Source organism: Orrella sp. JC864, from assembly GCF_037026685.1.
GTDB lineage: Bacteria > Pseudomonadota > Gammaproteobacteria > Burkholderiales > Burkholderiaceae_B > Orrella.
In genome coordinates this window covers 1-17,382 of the sequence record NZ_JBANET010000008.1, presented here as the reverse complement: position 1 = coordinate 17,382, position 17,382 = coordinate 1, and the positions used below count along the sequence as shown (strand labels likewise).

Annotated in this window: 19 protein-coding genes and 1 pseudogene; 11 read left to right on the top strand and 9 right to left on the bottom strand. The window is 71.1% G+C overall.

Annotation, left to right across the window (positions count from 1 at the left end; translation table 11 throughout):
• Positions 1-10: 10 nt before the first annotated feature.
• Together V8Z80_RS09595 and V8Z80_RS09590 are read left to right on the top strand one after the other, a co-directional pair.
• Positions 11-976, top strand: a complete 966-nt coding sequence (locus V8Z80_RS09595) for a Bug family tripartite tricarboxylate transporter substrate binding protein (protein WP_336061851.1) — start codon at positions 11-13, stop codon at positions 974-976.
• A gap of 44 nt (positions 977-1,020) precedes the next feature.
• Positions 1,021-1,692 carry an RraA family protein gene (locus V8Z80_RS09590; RefSeq protein ID WP_155192122.1) on the top strand — a complete coding sequence of 224 codons (672 nt, stop codon included), beginning with the start codon at positions 1,021-1,023 and terminating at the stop codon, positions 1,690-1,692.
• Between the two features lie 55 nt (positions 1,693-1,747).
• On the opposite strand, the gene dkgB is transcribed toward V8Z80_RS09590, so the two are convergent.
• Together dkgB and V8Z80_RS09580 are read right to left on the bottom strand one after the other, a co-directional pair.
• Entirely contained in the window at positions 1,748-2,551 is an 804-nt protein-coding gene (dkgB, locus tag V8Z80_RS09585) for a 2,5-didehydrogluconate reductase DkgB (protein ID WP_155192121.1), read from the bottom strand.
• A 157-nt stretch (positions 2,552-2,708) separates the two neighbouring features.
• Positions 2,709-3,566 carry a LysR family transcriptional regulator gene (locus V8Z80_RS09580; RefSeq protein ID WP_155192119.1) on the bottom strand — a complete coding sequence of 286 codons (858 nt, stop codon included), beginning with the start codon at positions 3,564-3,566 and terminating at the stop codon, positions 2,709-2,711.
• A 145-nt stretch (positions 3,567-3,711) separates the two neighbouring features.
• Here V8Z80_RS09580 and V8Z80_RS09575 point away from each other — a divergent pair, with 145 nt between their 5' ends.
• Positions 3,712-4,836 (top strand): mandelate racemase/muconate lactonizing enzyme family protein, encoded by a 1,125-nt coding sequence (locus V8Z80_RS09575; protein ID WP_336061850.1) that lies wholly within the window; start codon positions 3,712-3,714, stop codon positions 4,834-4,836.
• A 42-nt stretch (positions 4,837-4,878) separates the two neighbouring features.
• The gene (locus V8Z80_RS09570; RefSeq protein ID WP_336061849.1) at positions 4,879-5,859 is read left to right on the top strand and encodes a Bug family tripartite tricarboxylate transporter substrate binding protein; all 981 of its coding nucleotides are present in this window, start codon (positions 4,879-4,881) and stop codon (positions 5,857-5,859) included.
• Positions 5,860-5,863: 4 nt separating this feature from the next.
• Here the strand turns inward: V8Z80_RS09570 and V8Z80_RS09565 are convergent, their stop codons facing one another.
• The gene (locus V8Z80_RS09565; RefSeq protein ID WP_336061848.1) at positions 5,864-6,541 is read right to left on the bottom strand and encodes a dienelactone hydrolase family protein; all 678 of its coding nucleotides are present in this window, start codon (positions 6,539-6,541) and stop codon (positions 5,864-5,866) included.
• A gap of 259 nt (positions 6,542-6,800) precedes the next feature.
• Here V8Z80_RS09565 and V8Z80_RS09560 point away from each other — a divergent pair, with 259 nt between their 5' ends.
• Genes V8Z80_RS09560 through pdxY form a run of 3 tightly spaced genes read left to right on the top strand, consistent with a single transcriptional unit; the run spans position 6,801 to position 9,299 of the window.
• On the top strand, positions 6,801-7,280 hold the full coding sequence (locus V8Z80_RS09560; RefSeq protein ID WP_336061847.1) for a hypothetical protein: 480 nt from the start codon (positions 6,801-6,803) through the stop codon (positions 7,278-7,280).
• A gap of 3 nt (positions 7,281-7,283) precedes the next feature.
• The gene (locus V8Z80_RS09555) at positions 7,284-8,432 is read left to right on the top strand and encodes a PQQ-dependent sugar dehydrogenase (protein ID WP_336061846.1); all 1,149 of its coding nucleotides are present in this window, start codon (positions 7,284-7,286) and stop codon (positions 8,430-8,432) included.
• Between the two features lie 30 nt (positions 8,433-8,462).
• Positions 8,463-9,299 carry a pyridoxal kinase gene (gene pdxY, locus V8Z80_RS09550; RefSeq protein WP_155192115.1) on the top strand — a complete coding sequence of 279 codons (837 nt, stop codon included), beginning with the start codon at positions 8,463-8,465 and terminating at the stop codon, positions 9,297-9,299.
• Positions 9,300-9,342: 43 nt separating this feature from the next.
• Here pdxY and V8Z80_RS09545 read toward each other — a convergent pair whose 3' ends face one another.
• A complete protein-coding gene (locus tag V8Z80_RS09545; RefSeq protein WP_155192114.1) occupies positions 9,343-10,227 on the bottom strand; it encodes a LysR family transcriptional regulator in 885 nt (294 codons plus the stop codon).
• Positions 10,228-10,386: 159 nt separating this feature from the next.
• Between V8Z80_RS09545 and V8Z80_RS09540 the strand changes: the two genes are divergently transcribed.
• On the top strand, positions 10,387-10,833 hold the full coding sequence (locus V8Z80_RS09540; RefSeq protein WP_155192112.1) for a multidrug/biocide efflux PACE transporter: 447 nt from the start codon (positions 10,387-10,389) through the stop codon (positions 10,831-10,833).
• On the opposite strand, the gene V8Z80_RS09535 is transcribed toward V8Z80_RS09540, so the two are convergent.
• Positions 10,818-11,705 (bottom strand): LysR family transcriptional regulator, encoded by an 888-nt coding sequence (locus V8Z80_RS09535; RefSeq protein WP_155192110.1) that lies wholly within the window; start codon positions 11,703-11,705, stop codon positions 10,818-10,820. The two genes, V8Z80_RS09540 and V8Z80_RS09535, sit on opposite strands and share 16 nt — an antisense overlap.
• Positions 11,706-11,808: 103 nt before the next feature.
• Here V8Z80_RS09535 and V8Z80_RS09530 point away from each other — a divergent pair, with 103 nt between their 5' ends.
• Both V8Z80_RS09530 and V8Z80_RS09525 read left to right on the top strand, forming a co-directional pair.
• Positions 11,809-12,216: a CidA/LrgA family protein gene (locus V8Z80_RS09530; protein ID WP_155192109.1), complete on the top strand. Its 408-nt coding sequence runs from the start codon at positions 11,809-11,811 to the stop codon at positions 12,214-12,216.
• Positions 12,206-12,820: pseudogene (locus V8Z80_RS09525) on the top strand (LrgB family protein); the annotation flags it as partial. The gene V8Z80_RS09530 and the pseudogene V8Z80_RS09525, both read left to right, overlap by 11 nt.
• On the opposite strand, the gene V8Z80_RS09520 reads toward V8Z80_RS09525, so the two are convergent.
• From V8Z80_RS09520 to V8Z80_RS09505, 4 genes are all read right to left on the bottom strand, one after another.
• A complete protein-coding gene (locus V8Z80_RS09520; RefSeq protein WP_336061845.1) occupies positions 12,749-13,780 on the bottom strand; it encodes an alpha/beta hydrolase in 1,032 nt (343 codons plus the stop codon). The pseudogene V8Z80_RS09525 and the gene V8Z80_RS09520 sit on opposite strands and share 72 nt — an antisense overlap.
• A gap of 168 nt (positions 13,781-13,948) precedes the next feature.
• A complete protein-coding gene (locus V8Z80_RS09515) occupies positions 13,949-14,518 on the bottom strand; it encodes a GNAT family N-acetyltransferase (protein WP_155192105.1) in 570 nt (189 codons plus the stop codon).
• A 72-nt stretch (positions 14,519-14,590) separates the two neighbouring features.
• A complete protein-coding gene (locus tag V8Z80_RS09510) occupies positions 14,591-14,863 on the bottom strand; it encodes a hypothetical protein (protein WP_336061844.1) in 273 nt (90 codons plus the stop codon).
• A 196-nt stretch (positions 14,864-15,059) separates the two neighbouring features.
• The gene (locus tag V8Z80_RS09505; RefSeq protein WP_336061843.1) at positions 15,060-15,674 is read right to left on the bottom strand and encodes a LysE family translocator; all 615 of its coding nucleotides are present in this window, start codon (positions 15,672-15,674) and stop codon (positions 15,060-15,062) included.
• Between the two features lie 183 nt (positions 15,675-15,857).
• Between V8Z80_RS09505 and V8Z80_RS09500 the strand changes: the two genes are divergently transcribed.
• Positions 15,858-17,315: an aminotransferase-like domain-containing protein gene (locus V8Z80_RS09500; protein WP_155192099.1), complete on the top strand. Its 1,458-nt coding sequence runs from the start codon at positions 15,858-15,860 to the stop codon at positions 17,313-17,315.
• Positions 17,316-17,382 lie beyond the last annotated feature (67 nt).

The window sequence follows — 17,382 nt, the reverse complement described above, 5'->3', positions numbered from 1 at the left end:
GAGGATGACGATGAAGCAATCCCTTGCACTGGCCTCGGCCCTGCTGGCATGCAGCCTGTCGGCCGCCACGGCCGCGGAGTTGGGCAAAACCCCCATCACGCTGGTCTCGCCGTTTCCGCCCGGCGGCGGCACCGATACGCTGACGCGCATGCTGGGCGCGGCCATCTCCAGCGAAACGGGCTGGAACATCGTGGTCGAGAACAAGCCCGGCGCGGGCGGCAACCTGGCGCTCGATTCGGTGGCGCGCGCCCAGCCCAACGGCCACACGCTGGTCATGGCGCAGACCGACAACGTGGTGCTCAACCCCTGGCTGTACAAGAAGCTGAGCTACGACACCTTCAAGGATTTCAAGCCGGTCGCCCTGGTGGCTTCCTCGCCCAGCATCTACGTGGTCATGCCCCAGTCGCCCTATCGCGGCATCGAGGACGTCAACCGCGCGGCCAAGGAAAAGCCGGGCGTGATCACGGTGGGCGTGCCGGGCGTGGGATCAAGCGGCGATCTGCTCGGCCACCTGTGGCGCAAGGCCGCGGACGTGGATTTCACCCTCGTGCCCTACCGGGGCTGGGCCCAGGCCTATCCCGACCTGGCAAGCGGGCGCATCGACATCTACAACGGTTCGGTGGCCACGCTGCTGTCCCAGATCCAGGCCGGGGCGGTGCGCCCGCTGGCGGTGGTGGGCAGCCAGCGCTCGCCCGCGCTGCCCGAGGTGCCCACCTTCGTGGAAAAGGGCTACAAGGAGATCAACCAGAGCATCTGGTGGGGCCTGATGGCCCCGGGCCGCACGCCCGACGGGATCATCGAGCAGCTCAATGCCGCCGTGAACAAGGCCATTGCCAAGCCCGAATTCGTCGCGCAGCTGCGTGCCAGCGGCTACGAGGTGCTGGGCGGCACGCCGGCCGAATTCGCCCAGCGCTACAAGCAGGATTACGATGCATTCGGCGCCGTCATCAAGGAGGCGGGCATCGAGCCGCAATGACGGGCCAGGTTTGCAGCACACCAACTTCTCTTGCAAGGACCACAATGATCGGATTCGAAATACATGCCCGCGCGCGCAGCGTGGACCCGCAACTGATCGCGCAGTTCGGCGGCATACCCGTGGCCAACATCAGCGACGTGATGTCGCGCATGACGGCCGGCGGCGCGGCCCTGCGGCCCATGCACGACGGCACGCCGCTGGCCGGGCCGGCGCTGACGGTCAAGTGCCGGCCGGGCGATAACCTGATGGTGCACAAGGCCCTGGAGCTGGCCGCGCCGGGCGACGTGATCGTGGTGGACGCCGGCGGCGACCTGACCAACGCGATCATCGGCGAGATCATGGTGCGCTTCGCGCAGCGGCGCGCACTGGGCGGCTTCGTCATCCACGGCGCCATCCGCGATTCGGCCGCGCTGCGCGCGGGCAGCCTGCCTGTCTACGCGGCGGGGGTCACGCACCGCGGCCCCTACAAGGACGGCCCGGGCAGCATCAACGTGCCGGTATCCCTGGGCGGCATGGTGATCGAGCCCGGCGACCTGGTGCTGGGCGATGACGACGGCCTGCTGTGCGTGCCCTATGGGCAGGCGCAGGCCATCCTGGATGCCGCGCGCGAAAAGCAGGACATCGAGGAAAAAATGATGGCCGATATCGCGGCCGACCAGCTCGACACCAGCTGGATCGACGCGCGCTTGAAGGCCCTGGGCTGCCAGGGCGTATAAGGGCGCGGCCGGCGCTGCGCCGGCGCCCCGGCGCAGCCGGCTCGATGCCGCCGCTTCAGTCCCACCTGGGTGCGAAGTCCGGGTTGGCCAGGCGCTCGCCGCGGTCCAGCGCGGCGATGCGCTGCATGTCCTGGTCGTCCAGCCGTAGCTGCAGGGCCTTGAGGTTGCCCTCGAGGTTGGCGCGCCGGGTCGAGGACGGGATCACCGCGTAGCCCTGCTGCATGGCCCAGGCCAGCGCCACCTGCGCCGGCGTGGCGCCATGGCGTTGCGCGACCTCGTTGATGGCCGGATCATCGATGACCTTGCCATAGGCCAGGGTCATGTACGAGGTGATGTGCACGTCCTGGCTGCGGGCGAACTCGGCCACCTTGCGATTCTGCAGGAAAGGGTGCAGTTCGATCTGGTTGGTGGCGATCTGGTCGGCGCCCAGGATGCGTATGGCTTCCTGCAGCTGCGCGACCGTGAAGTTGGACACGCCGATCTGCTGCGTCAGTCCTTTGACCTTGCACTCGGCCAGCGCGGTCAGGTATTCGTGCATGCTGACCGGCGCATCGTCGGCCAGCGGCCAGTGGATCAGCGTCAGGTCCACGTGGTCGGTGCGCAGGCGCTCCAGGCTCTGCTCCAGGCTGGGCATGAGCTTGTCGCGCGAGAAGTTGTCCATCCAGATCTTGGTGGTCAGGAAGATCTCCTGGCGCGGGACGCCGCTGTCGGCCAGGGCGCGGCCGATGTCGGCCTCGTTGCCGTAGATCTGCGCGGTGTCGATCAGCCGATAGCCCAGTTCCAGCGCCTGGGTGACCGAATCGTAGACGACCTGGTCTTTCAGGCGGAAAGTGCCCAGGCCGAAGGCGGGAATGCTCATGTCGTGGCTCCTTGGTGCAAGGCCGGGGCGGCGTGATGGCCCCGGCTCGATGACGGCAGTGTCCCATCTTTCGCGCGGCGCATGAACCGCGGCAAGGGAAAAGACTGTTGCCGCCCGTGCAAAAGTCCGCCAGGCCGGCTCGCGCCGGCAACAAGGATCAGGCGCCGTCCAGGAAGGCCTGCACCAGCGGCGAGCGCACGCTGTTGCGCAGCCACAGCGCGCCCACCGTGCGGGTGGGGCAGGGCGCGGGCAGCGGCCATTTGCGCAGCCCCGGCGCCGGCGTGACGCTGGGCGCCCAGTCCGGCAGGACGGACACGCCCAGGCCTTCGGCCACCAGGCGGGCGATCGACTCGATGCCGTCCAGCTCGAAACGCACCCGTGGCGCGATGCCGTGCGCGTGCAGGTAGTCGTCGGCCAGCTTGCCGGCCACCACCTTGCGGTCGTAGCGGATGAAGGGCTGGCTGGCGGCGGTCTGCAGCGGGTCGCGCACCGGCATGCCCGAGGGCGCCAGCAGGACCAGCGGCTCCTGGCGCAGGCTGCGCCATTCGCAGGTCTTGGGCAGGTCGAACAGCGGATGCACGAGCACGGCGGCGTCCAGCTCGCCGGCCAGCACCCGGCCGTAGAGCAGGGTCGTGGAGGCCGGCTCGATGTAGATCTCGATGTCGGGATGGCGCGCGACCCAGCGCTTGAGGATGGGCGGGAAGATGCCGGTCAGCGCCGTGGGGGTGGCGCCCATGCGCAGCGGGCCGGCGGGCAGCGCGGTTTCCGAGGCCTCCGAGCGCAGGTCCCGCACCTCGCGCAGGATGTCCCGGGCGCGCGCCAGGATGCGCAGCCCGGCGACCGTGGGACGCACCGTGCGGCCCGAGCGCACCACCAGCCGGCTGCCCACGTCCTGCTCCAGGGCGTGCAGCCGCTGGGCCACCGAGGTGGGGCTCAGGCCCAGGCGGCGGCCGGCTTCGGCGATCGAGCCTTGCTCGGCCACGCAGACGAAGGTGTGCAGGAAGCGGGTGTCCATGGCGGGCGGCGGCGGGGTCGGTCGGTCCGGAAATAGTATTTCGTTTTTTCTGAAGGCGCCAAAACACTGTTGGAACTGGGTTCCTGGCGGCCCAGAATGGCTCGTCCCGGCTGCGTGCCGGTCCGTTTTTCCTTCAGGAGCCGCCGTGCCAAAAATCGCATCCATAGACGTCTGCGCCGCCGCCGTCCCGCTGGACAAGGTCACTTCGTTTTCCAACCGCTCGGTCAGCACGCGCCACTATGGCCTGGTCAAGGTGCGCGCCGACGACGGCGCCGAGGGCATCGGCTTTTGTTATGTCGGCAGCGCCGCCGGCGGCATCTTCACCGCGGCGGTGCGCGAGCTGCTGGCCCCGGTGCTGCTGGGGCGGGACACGCACGCCGTCGAAGGCCTGTGGCGGGACATGTACCAGGAGGCGCTGCTGCAGGGCCGGCAGGGCACGGTGATGCGGGCGATCAGCGCGCTCGATACCGCGCTGTGGGACCTGAACGCCAAGGCCGTGGGCCTGCCGCTGCACCGCTACCTGGGCGCGGCCGAGCTCGAAAGCGTGCCGGCCTACGCCAGCGGCGGCTATTACGTGGACGGCAAGACGGCCGCGGACCTGGGCAAGGAGATGGCCAGCTACGTCGACAAGGGCTTCAAGGCGGTGAAGATGAAGACCGGCCGGCTCTCGCCGCGCGAGGAACAGGCGCGCCTGGCCGCCGCGCGCGAGGCGGTCGGCCCCGATGTCGAGATCATGATGGACTGCAACAACGCCTGGGGCGACATCACCGAAGCCTTGCAGTACGTGCGCCGCTTCGAGCCCTACGACCCGTATTTCCTGGAAGAGCCCTTCGGCCCGGACGACATCGACAGCCACGCGAAGCTGGCGCGCGCCACGCGCGTGCCCATCGCCACCGCCGAGATCGGCTATGGCCGCTGGTATCACAAGGCGCTGCTGGACAAGGGCGCGGCGGGCATCCTGCAGACCGATGCGGCGGTGTGCGGCGGCATCACCGAATGGAAGCGCATCGCGGCCACCGCCGCCAGCTATGGCGTGGTGGTGTGCCCGCACTGGTTCCACGACCTGCATGCGCCGCTGGTGGCGGCCACGCCCAACGCGCGCTACGTGGAGTTTTTCTGGGACGACCAGGTGCTGAATTTCCGCCGCCTGGTCGATCGCCAGCTCGAACACAAGGATGGCCGCGTCCTCCTGCACCAGACGCCGGGGCTGGGTTTCGGCTTCGACGAAAAACAGGTCGCCAGGTACGGCAAGTGGAGCACGCTGCGCTGAGGCACCGCAACAAAAACCAAAACAAAACGGAAGGAGACAAGCATGCAACGCAGACATTTCCTGGCGGCGGCCGGCGCCGCGGCGTGGCTGGCCGTGCCCGGGTGGGCGCGCGCCCAGGCGCCGCTGCCGGCCGGGCCGGTGCGGATCGTCGTGGGCTTCCCGGCAGGCGGGGGCACGGACGTGCTGGCCCGCCTGCTGGCCCAGAAGCTCAACGGCTTCTGGGGCATTCCGGTGATCGTGGAGAACCGCGCCGGCGCGGCCGGGGTGATCGCGGCCGACTACGTGGCCAAGCAGCCCGGCGACGGCAACACGCTGCTCATGTCCCACGTCAATAGCCACGGCATTGCGCCGGGCCTGCAGCCCTCGCTGGCCTACTCGGTCGAGCGCGACTTCACGCCGCTGGCGCTGGTGGGCAAGACGCCCACCCTGCTGGTGGGCAACCTGCAGCAGCCGGCGCGGACCCTGCAGGCGCTGGTGGCGCTGTGCCGCCAGCAGCCGGGCAAGGTCATCTTCGGTTCGGCCGGCACCGGCTCGGCGCAGCACCTGGCGCTGGAAATATTCAAGGCGCGCGCCGGCATCGACGTGCTGCACGTGCCTTACAAGGGCTCGGCGCCCCTGATGACCGACCTGATGGGCGGGCACGTGCACTATGCCTTCGAGGGCATGACCACGGCCACGCCGCTGATCCGCGCGGGCAAGGTGCTGGCGCTGGGGCAGACGCTGGGCCGGCGTTCGGCCTCGCTGCCGGACGTGCCCACCGTGGCCGAGCAGGGCTATCCGGATTTCGAGGCGAGCATCTGGTTCGCCCTGGACGCGCCGGCCGGCTTGCCCGCCGCCCTGGCCGACCGGATCAATGCCGATATCGGCCGGGCGCTGGCGCTGCCCGACGTGGCCGAGCGGCTGGCGCAGTTCGGCGCCGAGGACGGCGGCGGCAGCCGCCAGCGCTATGCGGATTTCGGACGCAGCGAGCGCCAGAAGTATGCGCGCGTGATCCGCGACGCCGGGATCGAGCCCGGCGCCTAGCGCCTTAGGCGCCGGTGCGCACCAGGTGCTTGGAGAAGAACGCCAGGGTGCGCTGCTGGGCCAGGGCGGCCGAGGCGGGCTCGTAGTCGGCGCGGGCCTCGCAGCCGAAGCCGTGGCCGGCTTGCGGATAGACGTAGATGTCCACGCTGGGCTGGGCCTGGCGGATCGCCTGGATGGCCGAGGGCGGGATCGAGCGGTCGGTTTCCCCGAAGTGCATCTGCACCGGCCCGTGGGGCACCTGGTTCAGCGCGTCGGCGATGCCCGCGCCGTACCAGCACGAGGCCGCCGCGAAACGTTTGGTCTGGCAGATGGCCTGCCAGGCCAGCGTGCCGCCCCAGCAATAGCCCACCACGCCCAGCTGCGCCCCTACAGGCAAGGCCCCGGCGGCCGCCTCGATGTCGGCCAGGGTGTCGGCCAGCGCGATGCGTTCGCGCAGCGCCCGGCCGCGCACGATGTCCTCGGGCTCGTAGCCCAGCTCGACGTCGCGCTGCACGCGGTCGAACAGCGCCGGGCAGACCACGGCGTAGCCCTGGGCCGCGAAGGTGTCGCAAACCTGGCGCATGTGGGCGTTCACGCCGAAGATTTCCTGCAAGACGACCAGGCCCCGCGCGGCGCTGGCCGATCCCGCGGTATAGGCCTGCAAGCTGTGGCCGTCGCGGGTTTTGATTTGTATGACTGGCATGCGGTCTCCTGTCCGAAGCAACGGGATGAGAGGAAGCGGGCACCGGGGCCGGCCGGCGCCATGCCTGCCGGCTGCGCGGCGCCCGCCCTGTAGCGAGGATACCGGATGTCGTTGACGGCGCGTAGTCTTGCGCCTTCGTGCCGGCTCGGGACGCGCCAGATGGTCATCTGGAACGATGGATCCGCGCCCGGACTGCGTCCTGGGGCATTTTTGTTCGGTACACTGCGGATTGTTTGGCAAGTCGTAGGAGCCCGCATCCATGCAAGACAGGCCTATGCTGCGCCGGTCGGGCGTATTCCTGGCCGCCGTCGCGGCCACCGCCGTGGCGGGCACGCTGGTGCAGACGCAGATCAACCTGGCGGCCATCGCCGCCCTGGGCGCGCCCGTGACGCTGGCCGACCGGCTGCGGGTCAGCGCGGCCGACCTGCTCGGTTTTACGCCCACCCTGGCCGCGCTGGCCTTCGCCGCCCTGCTGCTGGCCTTGCCGGCGGCCGCGCTGCTGGCGCGGCGCGGCGGGCCGGGCGTGCGCGCGCCGCTTTACGCCCTGGCCGGCTGGGCCGGATTGATGGCCGCCTTCGGCGTGGCCGACGCCCTGGCTCCCATGCCGACCCTGATCGCGGCCACCCGCAGCTTGCCCGGGGCGCTGGCGGTGGCCGCCAGCGGCGCGCTGGGCGGCTGGCTGTATGCGAGGTTCGCGCGCCGCGCGCCGCCGTCCCGCCCCTTGGCCCAAGGAGCCTGAGCGATGCCTGTTCATGCCGGATCCGTCTTCGGGCTTGCCGCGCGGGCGGCGGCCTGGCTGGCTGCCTTGCTGGCGCTGCTGTCGATGGCGCTGCCCGCCCGCGCGCAGGCGCCGGCCTACCGCATCGAGACGGTGGCCGAGGGGCTGGCGCATCCCTGGTCGCTGGCTTTCCTGCCCGATGGCGGCATGCTGGTGACCGAACGGCCGGGGCGGCTGCGCCTGATCGGCAAGGATGGCCGGCTCTCGCCGCCGCTGCCCGGCACGCCCTATGACTTCGTGGCCGCCCAGGCCGGGCTGATGGACGTGGCCGTCGACCCCGAGTTCGATTTCAACCAGACCATCTACCTGACCTATGCCTACGGCACGCGGCGGGCCAACAATACGCGCCTGGCGCGCGCGCGGCTGGTGGACGGCCGGCTGGTCGATGTGCAGACGCTGTTCGACGCCCAGCCGGCCAAGCCGGGCGGCTCGCACTATGGCGGGCGCATGGCCTTGCTGCCCGACGGCACGCTGGTGCTGACGCTGGGCGACGGCTTCGACCAGCGCGAACAGGCGCAGGACCCGGCCAGCCACCTGGGCAAGACGGTGCGGCTGAACCGCGACGGCTCGGTGCCGCCGGACAATCCCTTCGTGGGCAGGCCGGACGCCGCGCCCGAGATCTACACCATGGGCCATCGCAACGTGCAGGGCATCGTCCACGACCCGCGCAGCGGACGCTTGTACGCCCACGAGCACGGCCCGCGCGGCGGCGACGAGCTGAACCTGCTGCGGCCGGGCCGCAACTACGGCTGGCCGCTGGCCACGCACGGCGTGGACTACACCGGGGCGCGCATCTCGCCGCACCGGACGCTGCCGGGGCTGGAGGATCCGCTGCTGCACTGGACGCCCTCGGTGGCGCCTTCGGGAATGGCCCTGTACACGGGCGGGCGCTTCGCGCAGTGGCAGGGCGACCTGTTCGTCTCCACCCTGGTCGAGCCGGGGGTGCGCCGCGTGGCCATGCGCGACGGCCGGCCCACGGGCGAGCAGGAGGTGCTGTTCGGCGAGGCCGGCACGCGCATCCGCGACGTGCGCGCCGGACCCGACGGCGCGCTGTACCTGCTGACCGACGAAGCGCAGGGGCGGGTGCTGCGCGTGGTGCCGTATGATGCATGACGGTTTCATTGCACCCCTTTGCCCGGACACATGCTCGTCATCTCCATCCAGTCCCAGGTCGTGTACGGCTATGCCGGCAACACGGCGGCCGTGCCCGTCCTGCAGGCGGCCGGCCTGACCGTCCTGCAGGTCCCCACCACCATCCTGTCCAATACGCCGCACTATCCGCAGTTCAGCGCCATGCCGGTGGACGCGGACCACGTGCGCGGCCTGCTCGAAGGCGTGATGCGGCGCATCGCGCCCGGCCAGGTGACGGCGGTGCTCACGGGCTGGATGGGCTCGGCCGCCATCGTCCATGAGGTGGCGCAGTTCATCGCCCGGCTCAAGGCCAGCCATCCGCGCCTGGTCTACCTGTGCGATCCCGTCATGGGCGACGAGGCCTCGGGGCTGTACGTGGACCCGGCCTGCGCCCACGCCATCGCCGAGCGCCTGGTGCCGCTGGGCGATATCCTCAAGCCCAACGAATTCGAACTGGCCCGCCTGGTGCCGCAGGCCGGCGACACGCGCGAGCGCCTGCTGGCCCTGGCCGGGCCGCGCCGCCGGCCGGTGGTGGTCAGCAGCGTGGCCGATGCGCCGGGCACCATCGCCACGCTGGCGGGCACCGGGCCGCACGATCTCTGGCGGATCTGCACGCCGCGCCTGTCGCCCGTGCTGACCGGCACCGGCGACGTGCTGACCGCGCGCTTCCTGTCGGCCTGGCTGCAGGGAGAACGCCTGCCCGAGGCCCTGGCCGCGGCAGTGGGCGGCATCTATGCCGTGATCGAGGCGGCCGAGGCCGGCGGCGACACGGAAATGCCGCTGCCGCAGAACCTGCGCAAGCTGCTGGCGCCGCCGCGCCGTTTCGTACCCGAGAAGCTGGCCGCCTAGGCCGCAGCCTGGCCGGCAGCCCGGATGCCGGCACGCCGGCCTGTCAGGCCTGCTGCACGCTTTCGAGCAGCCAGGCGCCGGCCGGGCCCAGCTTGCGCTGGTTGGACCACACCACGTCCACCGGGATGCGCTGTGGCCAGCCGGGCGCGCGCAGCTCCACCAGGTTGCCCGGCGCAAAGCGCGCCACCAGCCAGCGGGGCAGGCGCGTCCAGCCAAAGCCCATGGCCGCCATTTCCAGCAGCATCAGGTAGCTGGGCGCCGACCAGTAGCGGCCGGCCCCGGCCGGCGCCGGTCCGCGCTCGGCCGCACGCGCGTCGTTGCGCACGTAGGGCGCGATGCGCAGCTCGCGCGCGGCGCGCAGGTCGGCCGGCGTTACCCGGCCGAGCGCGGCCAGCGGGTGTTCCCGGCAGGCCACCAGCGTGATCTCGGACAGGTCCGGCAGCCGGGCGTGCTCCAGGTCGGCCGGATAGTCCTCGCGGGCCGCCAGCAGGCCCAGCTGCGCGCGGCCGCGCTGCACCGCCGCCACCGCGTCGGCATCCTCGGAGATCAGGCATTCGAACTCCATGTCCGGATAGCGCCGGTCCAGTTCCGCCAGGATGCTCTCCAGCCGTTCGGACTGGTAGGTATCGGACATGGCCACGGTCAGGCGCGGCTCCTGCCCGCCCGAGAGCCGGCTGGCGGCGCGCGCGAGCCGCTCGCTGGCCGAAAGCACCTCGCGGGCCTGGGCCAGCAGCGCCTGGCCCGCCGCGCTGGGCACGGGATGGCGATGGCTGCGGTCGAACAGCGTGACGCCCAGGTCGATTTCCAGGTTGGCCACCGCCTCGCTGACGGTGGACTGGCTTTTGCCCAGCTTGCGGGCGGCGGCCGAGAACGAGCCGGCCGCGCAGGTTTCGACGAAGGCGCTCAGGGCATCGAGGGAATGGCTCATAAGGGGTTGCGGTCGGGGCGGGCCGCCGGCTGCGCGCCGGGGGTCTCTATTATCGGAATTTCCGATGATAACTATCTTTTATCCAACGGCAAGCTCGAAGAGAATGCCGTGCGTGGCCAGGCCGTCCATAGGCCTGCGCCTGCAAGGAGAAATACCGCCATGCTGCCTCCCAAGACCCTGTCCGAGCGCGTGCTGCACGCGCTCGCCTTCGAGATCATCGCCGTGCTGCTGTGCGCGCCCCTGTTGGCCTGGGCCATGGGCCAGCCGGTCTGGCACATGGGCGCGCTGGCCGCGGCCATTTCGCTGGTCGCCATGCTCTGGAACGTGCTCTACAACAGCCTGTTCGAGCGCCTGGAGCGGCGCCGCGGCTGGGTGCGCACGCCGCGCGTGCGGGCGGTCCACGCGGCGGGCTTCGAATTTGGCCTGGTGCTGTGGGTGGTGCCCCTGGCCGCGTGGTGGCTGTCGGTCTCGCTATGGGAGGCCCTGCTGCTGGACATCGGCCTGCTGCTGTTCTTCCTGCCCTATACCTACGTGTTCAACCTGGCCTACGACAAGCTGCGCGCGGCCTGGTGGGCGCGCCGAGCCGCCGGCTACAAGGGGGCGTAGTTTTCCTGCGCCAGGGCCAGCCAGGCCAGCGCCGCGTGCGACAGGTAGCCGCCCTGGCGCCATACCAGCACCATGTGCCAGACGGTATCGGGCTCTTCCAGCGGGACGTAGCGCACGCCCGGATGCGGGTGCTGCTCGGCGATCATGCGCGGCAGGAAGGCCACGCCCAGCCGCGCCGCCACCAGGGCGATGATGAAGTCGATCTGGCCGCTGCGCGCGGCCACGGTCGGGGCAAAGCCCGAGCGCTGGCAGGCCGCCAGGATGATGGGGTTCAGCGCAAAGCCGCTGTCGAACAGGATGAAGGGGCTGTCGGCCAGCGCCTTCATGGTGGCATGGGACGCGGCCGCCAGCGCGTGGTCGTGGGGCAGGGCCACCACCAGCGGTTCGCGGCTGACCGCCTGCCACTCGAACTGCGGCGGCACCGGCAACAGCGAGGCCGCCAGCTCGATGTCGCCGGCCTGCAGCATTTCCTCCAGCCGCTTGCTGCCGTGCTCGACCAGCCGGATGTCGATGCCGGGAAAACGCGCCCGGTATTGGGCGAACAGGGGGGCGAACAGCACGCTGCTGCCCAGCGGCGGCAGGCCCAGGCGCAGCTCGCCGCGCTTGAAGCCGCGCAGCTCGTCCAGTTCCTTGAGCAGGTCGTCGCGCTCGGCCAGCAGCGCCTGGGCGCGGCGGTACACCGCCTCGCCGGCCGCCGTCATGCGGATGGGCTGGCCCGGCAGCCGCTCGAGCAGGATCACGCCCAGTTCGTCCTCCAGGGCCCGCACCGCCTTGCTGATCGTGGGCTGGGTCGCGTGCACGGCCTTGGCCGCCTGGGAAAAACCGCCTTGCCGGACCACCTCGACATAGGCGCGCAGGGTGCGCAGTTCCATAATCTATTCCAATAAAGAATTGTCTTGATTCTACTAATTCATTTTACGGATGCTGCAAAGCAGCGAGAAAATGCCTACAAGCTTGAGGCATCGCTGTACACCCATGAAAACCCTGAGATCCGCTTCCATCGTCGTGCGCCGCGCCCTGCGGGGCAGCCGCCTGCTGCAGATCGTGCTGCTGGCCGCCTTCTCGCTGGCCGGCGACGCGGCGGTCCGGCTGGCCGGCCTGCCCATCCCCGGCGGCGTGATCGGCATGCTGCTGGTGCTGGCGCTGCTGGCCAGCCGCCGGATGGGCGTGGGCATGCTGCGGCGCGGCTCGCGGCTGTTGCTGGCCGAAATGCTGCTGTTCTTCGTGCCCGCCGTGATGTCGCTGCTCGATCACGGCGAGCTGCTGGGCCTGATCGGCGTGAAGCTGCTGGCCGTCATCGTCCTGGGCACGCTGCTGGTCATGAGTGTCACCGCCTTGACCATCGACGCGTGCTACCGCTGGTCCACGCGCCATGCCGCCTGAGCTTGCCTACGTCTTCTGGCCCTGCGCCACGGTGCTGGCCTATGCCGGCGCACGGTTGCTCTACCGGCGCATGCCCAGCTGGTGGAATTCGCCGCTGCTGATCACGCCGGCGGTGCTGCTGGTGCTGGCCGTGGCGATGCACACCCGCTACAGCGAATACATGCAGGGCAGCCAGTGGCTGCTGGCCATGATCGGCCCCATCACGGTGGCTTTCGCCTTGCCGCTGTACGAGCAGCGCGCGCTGATTCTGCGCTTCTGGCCGGCCCTGCTGGCCGGGGTGGTGGCCGGCAGCGGCATCGCCGCCTTCAGCGCCTGGCTGCTGGCCTCCTGGCTGGAGCTGCCGCCCGAGCTGCAGCGCAGCCTGCTGCCGCGCTCGGTGGCCTCGCCCTTTGCCGTGCACATGTCGCGCGAGGTGGGGGGGATCCCCGAGCTGACCGCGGCCTTCGTCATCATCACCGGCGTGCTGGGCGCGGTGCTGGGCCAGTTCATGCGCAAGCTGCTGCCGCTGCGCTCGTCGCTGGCGCGCGGCGCGCTATTGGGCATGGGCGCGCACGGCGCCGGGGTGGCCAAGGCGCGCGAGTTCGCCGCCGAGGAGGGCTCCATCGCCAGCCTGGTGATGATCCTGGCCGGCGTCGTCAACGTCACCCTCACCCCCGCCGCCGTCATGCTGCTGATGTAGCGCCGTCGTGCCGTAGGCCGCGCGCACGTCGGCCGTGAAGCGGCGCACCGCTTCCTCGTATTGCGGGCCGGCGCGGCTGGCGCCCGAGTGCGAGGCGCCCTCGATCTTGACCAGCCGGCGAAACGGCGCCGGCACGCGGGCGGCGGCGGCATGCAGCTGGTCGCTCATTTCGTGCGGCACCACCTGGTCGCCGGTGCCGTGGATGAACAGCACCGGCGATTCGAGCCGCGCCGCCTTGGCCAGCGAGTCGAAGGGCTGCGTCACCAGCAGGCCCAGACCCGGCAGCCAGCCCCAGCGCAGCGTGGAGAGCATGGCCCCGACGTTGGTGAAGCTGGACTCGACGATCAGGCCGGCGAATGCCGGCCGCCGGGCTTGATTGGCCACGTTCATGGCGATCGCCCCGCCCAGGCTGTGGCCATAGACGAAGCGGCGCGAGGCGTCCGGCTGCAGGCGCGCCAGCTCGCGCAGTCCGGCCAGGGCGTCCTCGGTGGCGCTGGCCTCCGAGGGCAGCGCCGGGCTCGATTCGCCGAAGCCCCGGTAGTCGATCGCCAGCACCGAATAGCCCATCTCGGCCCAGCGCTCGATGCGAAAGGCGCTGCCGTTCAGGTTCCAGCGCGCGCCGTGCAGGTAAAGCACCGCCGCCGCGTCGGGGTCGGGATGCGGCAGGTACCAGGCGCGCACCTTCTCGCCATTTCGAAGCACCAGGTCGTAGACCCGGGTGTCCTCGGAAGGCTCGCGCCACCAGGCGCGGCTGTCGGTCTGTATGGCAAAGATGGCGCGGCGCTGCCACTGGTCCAGCTGGGCGCAGCCCACCACGGCCAGCGCGGCAAGGAACAAGGCGAGCCAGAGCCGGCGGGCCGCCAGGTAGGGGGGAAGCTTCTTCACTCGGGCAGGACGCCGGCCGGGCCGGACGGGAAAGCGATGGGCCGGGGGGGCCGGGCAAGGATGACTGTCATCGGACCGTCATGGCGGGGCCAGGTTCCCGCCGCTGCGCCCGGAAGGCCCGGCGCTTGGCCGCAGGAAGGCCCGGCGGCCCGCCCGCGCCGTCTTGCCTTATCCGGCGGGGCTGCCGTCCGGATGGGTGCGCCGGCCCGGCCCCAGGGCGCGCTGCATGAGGACGGTATCGACCCAGCGCCCGAGCTTGTAGCCGGTGCCCGGCAGCGTGCCGATCATCTCGAAGCCCAGCTTGCGATGCAAGCCGATCGAGCCCAGGTTGGCGCTGTTGCCGATCACCGCGATCATCTGGCGCCACGGCCCCTGCTCGCAGCGTTCGATGAGCTGGGCCAGCAGCGCCGTGCCCACGCCCTGGCCGGCGGCGTCGTGGGCCAGGTAGACGGAGTTCTCGACCGTGTGCCGGTAGGCCGGGCGCGGCCGGAAGCTCGACGCGTAGCAATAGCCCAGCAGGCGGCCCGCGCGCTCGGCCACCAGATAGGGCAGGCCCAGGGCCAGGATGCCTGCATGGCGCGCGCGCATCTCGTCCACCGAAGGCGGCACTTCCTCGAAGGTGGCCAGGCCGTGCAGCACGTGGTGGGCGTAGATGGCCTGGATGGCCGGGAAATCTTCGGTGTGCGCGTCACGGATGCGCAGCGCGGCGGCGGTATCGGCCTGGGGGACCGGGTTCATGCTGGACGACCTTTTGGAAAGACGGGGCGCGGCCCGCGCCGGCGGCGTGCGCGCACGCCGCCGCCGGCCGGCTCAGGCGCCGGGAGGCACATTTTTACCGGTTTTCCGGGACGGACGCATCAGCTCGCCGACGTCCACGCCCATGTCGCGCAGCATTCTCGGGTCCATTTCGCGCAAGGCCTCGATCTGGCGCAGACGGGAGTCGCCCGAGCCGCTGGCGTACAGGTAGGCTTCGCGCAGGCCGTCCATGAAGGCGGCGCCGGCACGGTGCAGCAGGCGCATGGGCAGCGGGCGCGGCGCGGCGGCCGATGGCATGGCGGTGGACGGCGCGGCGGTCGATGGCATGGCGGTGGACGGCGCGGCGGTCGATGGCGCGGCGGTGGACTGCGCGGCGGCCGGGACCGGGGCCGATGGCGGGGGGCAAACGGTCGGGTGGGCTAGCGGTGGGGCGGTCTCCATGGTGGACTCCGGTGGGTATGCCGCAGGGCGGCGGGTCCCGGCGGACCGGGACGGGTGGGTAAGACGGCAAGGCCGGCGCGGCTCAGGACTCCAGGGCCACGGGCACCAGCGAGGCGAGCAGCAGGGCCGCCATCGCCAGGTTGAAGGCGCGCACCGCGGCCGGTTTGCGCAGCACCTGGCGCAGGGCGCAGCCGAATGCGGTCCAGGCGCTCACGCAAGGCAGGTTCACCGCGCCGCAGATCAGGGCGGCCAGCATCAGGTTGGCCAGGAAGTGCTGCTCGGGCGTGTAGGCGAGCACGCCCAGCGTCATGACCCAGGCCTTGGGGTTGACCCACTGGAAGGCGGCCGCCTGCAGCAGGGATAGCGGACGGGCGCCGGCCTGGCCGGCCTGGACCGCCCCGGCCCGCGCGATGCGCCAGGCCAGGTACAGCAGGTACAGGGCGCCGGCGGCCTGCAGCAGGCCGTGCAGCGGCGGCCATTGCCGGAACAGGGCGCCCAGCCCCAGGCCGCACAGCACCAGCAGCAGCATCCAGCCCAGGGTCACGCCCAGCATGTGGGGAATCGAGCGGCGAAAGCCGAAGCTCAGGCCCGAGGCCGTCAGCATGATGTTGTTGGGGCCGGGGGTGATGGACGAGACGAAGGCGAACAGCGCGACCGAGCCCATCAACGCGGGCGGCATGAGATCGGCGGGGCTCATGGCGACACCTGCGGGCAGGCGCGCGGGCGAAACAGCGGGGCGGCGTGGCGTGGCATGGTCGGGCCTTCAAGCGGGGACGGGGCTTGCGCGCCGTCGGATTGTTTGTCACTCTACGCCGCAGTATCGGTACAGTACCGGTACAGTTAACCAGTTCAATCCCTACACTGGCCCGGTCAGATTCCCATGACAGTTCTTGCTTCTCCCCGCCCCGCGGCGCCCGCCGCCCCCGGCCCCTGGCAATTGCTGCGCGACAGCGACGCCACGCTGGTGGACCAGATCGCCGATACCCTGGGCCGGCGCATCGAGGACCAGGGCCTGCGGCCCGGCACCCGGCTGCCTTCCATCCGCGACCTGGCACGGCAGCTGGGCGTAAGCCGGTTCACCGTGGTCGAGGCCTACGACAAGCTGATGGCCCGGGGCCTGGCCGAATCGCGGCGCGGCGCCGGCTTTTTCGTGCGGGCGCGCAGCAACCCGCTGACCGTGCCGGCCGCGGCCGCGCACAAGGGGCTGGCCGCGCCCGCGCGGCTGGACCTGAACTGGCTGCTGCGCAGCATGTTCCGCGAAACCGAGCAGGGCGGCAGCATGCCGGGCAGCTGCGGGCTGCTGCCGCCCAGCTGGCTGGACGAAGACCTGGTCAACGGCGCCGTGCGCGCGGTGGGGCGCTCCTCGCGCGCCGGCCTGCTGGGCTACGGCAACCCGCAGGGCTACCTGCCGCTGCGCCAGCAGATCGCCGCGGTGCTGCAGGCCCAGGAAGTGCCGGCCCACCCGGAGCACAATCTGCTGACCACCAGCGGCGTCACCCACGGCCTGGACCTGGTCTGCCGCATGCTGGTGCGCCCCGGCGATACGGTGCTGGTCGAGGACCCCGCCTGGTTCGTGATCTTCGGCCGGCTGCACGCCTACGGCGCCCGGCCGCTGGGCGTGCCGCGCGGGCCCGAAGGGCCGGACCTGGCCCGGCTCGAGGCGATGGCCGCGCGCCACAAGCCCAAGCTGTTCATCATCAACTCGGCGGTGCACAACCCCACCGGCCATACCCTGTCGGCCGGCGCCGCCTACGAGGTGCTGCGCCTGGCCGAACGCCACGATTTCCAGGTGGTGGAGGACGACACCTATGCCGACCTGCATCCGGGCTCGCCGATCCGCCTGGCCACCCTGGATAGGCTCCAGCGCGTGATCCTGGTGGGCGGCTACTCCAAGACGCTGGCCGCCAGCCTGCGGGTGGGCTATATCGCCGCCGCGCCCGAGTGCGTGCAAAAGCTTACCGACCTGAAGATGCTGGCCGGCCTGACCTCGCCCGAGCTGGGCGAACGCGTGGTCCAGCGCGTGCTCGCCGGCGGGCAGTACCGGCGCCACCTGGAGCGGGTGCGGGCGCGGGTGGACGACGCGCGCCTGCGCTGCATCAAGAGCCTGGCGCGGCTGGGCATCGCGCCGCCGTCCGAGCCTTATGCCGGCATGTTCGTGTGGGCCGATTGCGGTCGCGATACCGAGGCCCTGACGCGCGCGGCCGCCGACGAAGGGCTGCTGCTGGCGCCCGGCTCGCTGTTCTCGCCCGAGCAGGCGCCCGGCACCTTCATGCGGTTTTCGGTGATGATGGCCGACTTCCGGCCCGCCTGGCAGACGCTCGAACGGCTGATGCAATAAGGCCGGCAGGAGAGGCATCTCCTGCCGGCCTGGCCGTGGGGGGGGGGGGGGGGGGGGGGGGGGGGGG

Bases quoted from the DNA above. Each gene is read 5' to 3' on its own strand.
- V8Z80_RS09590 (WP_155192122.1), top strand. From the start codon at position 1,021: ATGATCGGATTCGAAATACATGCCCGCGCGCGCAGCGTGGACCCGCAA.
- dkgB (WP_155192121.1), bottom strand. From the start codon at position 2,551: ATGAGCATTCCCGCCTTCGGCCTGGGCACTTTCCGCCTGAAAGACCAG.
- pdxY (WP_155192115.1), top strand. From the start codon at position 8,463: ATGCTCGTCATCTCCATCCAGTCCCAGGTCGTGTACGGCTATGCCGGC.
- V8Z80_RS09505 (WP_336061843.1), bottom strand. From the start codon at position 15,674: ATGAGCCCCGCCGATCTCATGCCGCCCGCGTTGATGGGCTCGGTCGCG.
- V8Z80_RS09570 (WP_336061849.1), top strand. From the start codon at position 4,879: ATGCAACGCAGACATTTCCTGGCGGCGGCCGGCGCCGCGGCGTGGCTG.
- V8Z80_RS09530 (WP_155192109.1), top strand. From the start codon at position 11,809: ATGAAAACCCTGAGATCCGCTTCCATCGTCGTGCGCCGCGCCCTGCGG.
- V8Z80_RS09580 (WP_155192119.1), bottom strand. From the start codon at position 3,566: ATGGACACCCGCTTCCTGCACACCTTCGTCTGCGTGGCCGAGCAAGGC.
- V8Z80_RS09560 (WP_336061847.1), top strand. From the start codon at position 6,801: ATGCAAGACAGGCCTATGCTGCGCCGGTCGGGCGTATTCCTGGCCGCC.
- V8Z80_RS09565 (WP_336061848.1), bottom strand. From the start codon at position 6,541: ATGCCAGTCATACAAATCAAAACCCGCGACGGCCACAGCTTGCAGGCC.
- V8Z80_RS09555 (WP_336061846.1), top strand. From the start codon at position 7,284: ATGCCTGTTCATGCCGGATCCGTCTTCGGGCTTGCCGCGCGGGCGGCG.
- V8Z80_RS09540 (WP_155192112.1), top strand. From the start codon at position 10,387: ATGCTGCCTCCCAAGACCCTGTCCGAGCGCGTGCTGCACGCGCTCGCC.
- V8Z80_RS09595 (WP_336061851.1), top strand. From the start codon at position 11: ATGAAGCAATCCCTTGCACTGGCCTCGGCCCTGCTGGCATGCAGCCTG.
- V8Z80_RS09500 (WP_155192099.1), top strand. From the start codon at position 15,858: ATGACAGTTCTTGCTTCTCCCCGCCCCGCGGCGCCCGCCGCCCCCGGC.
- V8Z80_RS09515 (WP_155192105.1), bottom strand. From the start codon at position 14,518: ATGAACCCGGTCCCCCAGGCCGATACCGCCGCCGCGCTGCGCATCCGT.
- V8Z80_RS09535 (WP_155192110.1), bottom strand. From the start codon at position 11,705: ATGGAACTGCGCACCCTGCGCGCCTATGTCGAGGTGGTCCGGCAAGGC.
- V8Z80_RS09510 (WP_336061844.1), bottom strand. From the start codon at position 14,863: ATGCCATCGACCGCCGCGCCGTCCACCGCCATGCCATCGGCCGCCGCG.
- V8Z80_RS09545 (WP_155192114.1), bottom strand. From the start codon at position 10,227: ATGAGCCATTCCCTCGATGCCCTGAGCGCCTTCGTCGAAACCTGCGCG.